General features: G+C 65.4%; 4 protein-coding genes. 2 read left to right on the forward strand and 2 right to left on the reverse strand.

Annotated elements, in window-relative coordinates; genetic code table 11:
- Positions 1–211, forward strand: a 211-nt coding sequence (locus tag ABYB95_RS18195) for an OmpA family protein (RefSeq protein WP_372660086.1), incomplete at its 5' end; no start/stop codon positions are given.
- A gap of 85 nt (positions 212–296) precedes the next feature.
- Here ABYB95_RS18195 and ABYB95_RS18200 read toward each other — a convergent pair.
- On the reverse strand, positions 297–2,132 hold the full coding sequence (locus tag ABYB95_RS18200; RefSeq protein WP_372660088.1) for an acyl-CoA synthetase: 1,836 nt from the start codon (positions 2,130–2,132) through the stop codon (positions 297–299).
- Positions 2,133–2,167: 35 nt separating this feature from the next.
- Here ABYB95_RS18200 and ABYB95_RS18205 point away from each other — a divergent pair, with 35 nt between their 5' ends.
- Positions 2,168–3,076, forward strand: a complete 909-nt coding sequence (locus ABYB95_RS18205; protein ID WP_372660090.1) for an alpha/beta fold hydrolase — start codon at positions 2,168–2,170, stop codon at positions 3,074–3,076.
- A gap of 33 nt (positions 3,077–3,109) precedes the next feature.
- Here ABYB95_RS18205 and ABYB95_RS18210 read toward each other — a convergent pair whose 3' ends face one another.
- On the reverse strand, positions 3,110–4,024 hold the full coding sequence (locus tag ABYB95_RS18210; protein ID WP_372660092.1) for an alpha/beta hydrolase: 915 nt from the start codon (positions 4,022–4,024) through the stop codon (positions 3,110–3,112).
- Positions 4,025–4,207 lie beyond the last annotated feature (183 nt).

Below are 4,207 nucleotides of genomic sequence, written 5' to 3' on the forward strand. Positions count from 1 at the left end.
CAGCGACGCGATCAACGAGCCCCTGTCGGTGGACCGCGCCAACAGCGCACGCGACTACCTGATCGCTCGCGGCGTGTCGTCGACCCGCTTTGCCACCGAAGGCCGGGGTTCGCGCGAACCCGTGGCCGACAATGGCACGGCCCAGGGCCGGGCGCAAAACCGCCGCGTGGAAATCTATGTCGCCGAACCGGTGAACACGGCCCAGCGGTAAACAAGGCCGCAGAGCCTGGAGGCGGCATGACCGCCCTTTGGAGCTTTCCTCAGAAAAAAGGCCGGGCAGTTTTGCCCGGCCTTTTTCATGCGGGGCGCAGCAAGGCTTGGTAGCGCGCTTCTTCCTGCAAGCGCAGCACCCGGCGCTGCACTTTGCCGGTGGTGGTCATGGGCAACGACTCGACGAATTCGATTTCTTTCGGGTATTCGTAGGGTGCAATCTGGCCCCGGACGTGCGCTTGCAGCTCGCTCATCAGCGCTTGTTCAAATCCCGCGTGTCCCGCGCCCCTTCCCGGCGCGGCGGCCAGGTATTCGAGCGCCAGCACCACATAGGCCTTCACCACCGAGCCGCGCTCGGCGTCGGGCTTGGGCACCACGGCGGCGTTCGCCACGGCCGGGTGTTTGACCAGACAGTTTTCGATTTCGCTGGGGCCAATGCGGTAGCCAGCGGCTTTGAACACGTCGTCGGCCCGCCCCTGATACCACAGGTAGCCATCGGCATCGCGCACCGCCATGTCGCCGGTGCGGCACCAGCTGCTCGCCGGGTCTGCGACGTACTTGGCGCGGGTCGCGGCCTCGTTTTTCCAATAACCCAAAAAAAACACGGGGTCGGGCTGGCCGTGCACATCGAGCCGGTGTACCGCCACATCACCCGCCACCCCCACCGGGCATTCGCGCCCCTCCTCGTCGATCACCGCCACCCGGTGCCCGGGATAGCCCTTGCCCATGGAGCCCGGGCGGGCCGGCCAGAACCGGGCGCAATTGCCCACGATGTAGTTGATTTCGGTCTGGCCGAACATCTCGTTGACCGTCACGCCCAACTGCTGCTCGCAGTAGTCAAACACCGCGTCTCCCACCGCTTCGCCCGCGCTCATGATGGCTTGCAGTGGCAGCCGATACTGGCGGCGCGGCTCCGGCACGGCTTTCATCATGGCTTTGAGTGCCGTGGGAAACAGAAAGGTGTGGGTCACGCCGTGGCGCTCGATCAGCTCGAACGCGGTCTGCGGCGTGAAGCGCCCGTTGTAGGCGACGATGGGGCGCCCGAAGTACAACGTGGGCAAGAGCGCGTCCATCAGCCCGCCGGTCCAGGCCCAGTCGGCGGGCGACCAGAACACCGCTTCGCTGCGCGCGTTGCCCACGCCATCAAACCCGAACCAGTTCTGGCTGCAGACAAACCCGGTGAGGTTGCCGATGAGTGCCCGGTGCGGGATCAAGGCGCCCTTGGGGTTGCCGGTGGTGCCGCTGGTGTAGATCAGCACCGCAGGGTCGTCGGCGGGTGTGCGCACAGCCTGGAAACGCGCCGAGGACTGCGCCAGCAGCGCGGTCCAGGTCGCGTCGGCACCGGGCACGGGCGCGTCGCCCTGCTCCGGTTCGGCCACAGCTACCAAGCTGCGCAACAAGGGGCATTGGCCGCGCACCTGCAACAGGTGGGGCAAGGTGCCGGCGTCGCAGATCGCCACCACCGCTTCGCTGTCCTGCAGCCGAAACTCAAGGGCATCGGGGCCAAACAGTTGCGACAAGGGCATGCCGACCGCGCCCATTTGCAAGACCGCCATGTAAGCCACCGCCGTTTCAAAGCGCTGGGGCAGGACGATCGCCACGCGGTCCCCGCGCCGAACGCCCAGGCCCACCAGCGCTTGGCTGAGCCGGTTGGCCTGGTCTTGCAGCTCGCCGTAGCTGTGCGAACGGTCGGGTCGCGTCGCGCTGCATGCGATCACGGCCGTCTGGCTGGCGCTCTCCGGGTCGCGCGCCCAGCGGCGCGAGCAGACTTCGGCCATGTTGAACTGCGCGGGCACCTGCCAACCGAACGCACCGTGCAGTTCGGCGTAGGCATCGGTCGGTCGGTGCTTGCGGGTCTGCCGTGGGGTTTTCGATGCCTTGGCGCCTTTAGGGGCTTTGTCTCCGTTTTGACTCTGGCGCATGGCCGGACTCCATTTGTCTACTTATGATCGGTCGAATGTACCAAGCACTCAGACCCTCGCGCAGCGAATTCGTCGCCCTGCGCCATCTCAACCACCACTTGCGCATCTGGGGCCAGCCGGTCGCCGGCCAGGCCCCGCTGGTGCTGGTGCACGGCTGGATGGACGTTTCTGCCTCCTGGCAATTCGTGGTGGATGCCCTGCAAACGCAGCGCTGGATCATCGCCCCCGACTGGCGCGGTTTCGGCCTGACCCGAGGCGATGGCCCCCCGCCCGACAGCTACTGGTTTCCCGATTACCTATTGGATCTGGACTTGCTGCTCGACCACATGGTGGGAGAGCAGCCGATCGACCTGGTGGGCCACAGCATGGGCGGCAACGTGGCCATGATGTACAGCGGCGTGCGGCCTCAGCGCATCCGCAAGCTGGTCAATCTGGAAGGCTTTGGCATGCCCGAAACCCAGCCGGCACAAGCGCCCGATCGCTACGCCCAGTGGATGGACGAGGTCAAGGCTTTGCAGCGCGGCGAATCGGCGCTCAAGGCCTACGACAGCGCTGCTGCGGTGGCGCGCCGCCTGATGAAAACCAATCCCCGACTGCCGCAGGACAAGGCCGACTGGCTGGCCCAGCAGTGGGCTGCGCCCAACGCCAACGGCCAGTGGGAGATCCTGGGCGACGCGGCGCACAAGGTGGTGAACGCACATCTGTACCAGGTGCCCGAAACGCTGGCGATTTACCAGCGCATCAGCGCGCCACTGCTGTCCATCACCGCCAGCGACGACAGCATGGGGAAATGGTGGAAAGGCCGCTATTCCCTGGCGCAGTACCACGAGCGGCTGCAAGCGGTGGCACAGGTGCAAACCGCCGAGATCCAAGACGCCGGCCACATGCTGCACCACGACCAGCCACAAGCCCTGGCACAACTGATCGAAAACTTCCTGGCCTGATCTGCCGCGCGCTTGCGGCCAACGCCAGCACGCTCAAGGCTGGCTGCAACCGGCTTGTATCTGCCGCCAGGCCTGGTCGTAACGACCGCTCGGATCGGTGTGCAAGTCGCTGTGGCCCAAAGCCCACGCCTGCCAGTACTTGGGCTGGGGCGCCTGCTCGAACAAGCGCCGCCCCAGCGCCAGCGGCACCGTCTCGTCCAGGCTGCCATGGAAGAACCAAACCGGCGGGTCCACCTGCTCGATCCAGGCCAATGAGTCCATGCGCTGGCTGCCCATGTACGCCAGCAAGCGACCGAGCCACCCGGCCCCTTCGTAGGCGACATCTGAAAAACGGGTGAAGGCGCTTTCCAGCACCAAAGCGCAAGTGCTGTGCGTGCCGTGCAAACGGCTGGCGAGCCGAACCGCCACCGCCGAACCCATGGAATGGCCAAAAATCACCCAGCGCACCGGCCCAGTGTCTTGCGCTGCGGGCTGAGCCTGCAAAGCCCGCCAGACCGCCCAGGCGTCTTCGTGGATGCTGTTTTCGTCGGGCAACCGGGGGCTAGACGCACCCCAGCCCCGGTAATCGGGCAAATACACATCCATTCCGCTGCGCACCATGGGCGCGGCCTTGGCCAGGTTCTGGTAGGCGTGACGGTATGTGCCGTGCAAATACAATACCCGCACCGCACTGGCACGACCCGACTGAGCAAGTACCCGCAAGACCTGCACTTGCTCGCCCTCTGTCCCGACGGGCACGGTCAGCGCCAGCACGTCGGGCCGCAGTGCCAGCATTTGCTGCCATTCCTGGCTGCTGGCCACCGGTGTTGGACGGTAGAGGGTGCGTCGCTGCCAGGGGTCAAAAGCCGCGCAGCCGTGCAGCAACCAGGGCACGAAAAGGAGCACCAGCGCGAGCCAGACGCGACGGCCCAAAAATGCGCGAGGCGGCGTGGCGTTCAATTTAGACACGCGCCCTCACACAACAGATACACATCGGTGTCACAATCATTTTTATTGCTTTCTAATTACTTCTCATTCATGAATACCTTCTTGCGAGTCAGCCTGCTTTGGCTGGCGCTCATGCCCCAAGCCCATTCGGCGATGCGATCACTCTGCCCTGGCGCCGAAGAGGCTCTGGCGGCAAACGCCCCC

It is taken from the genome of Hydrogenophaga sp., from assembly GCF_041633695.1.
Lineage (GTDB): Bacteria > Pseudomonadota > Gammaproteobacteria > Burkholderiales > Burkholderiaceae_C > Hydrogenophaga.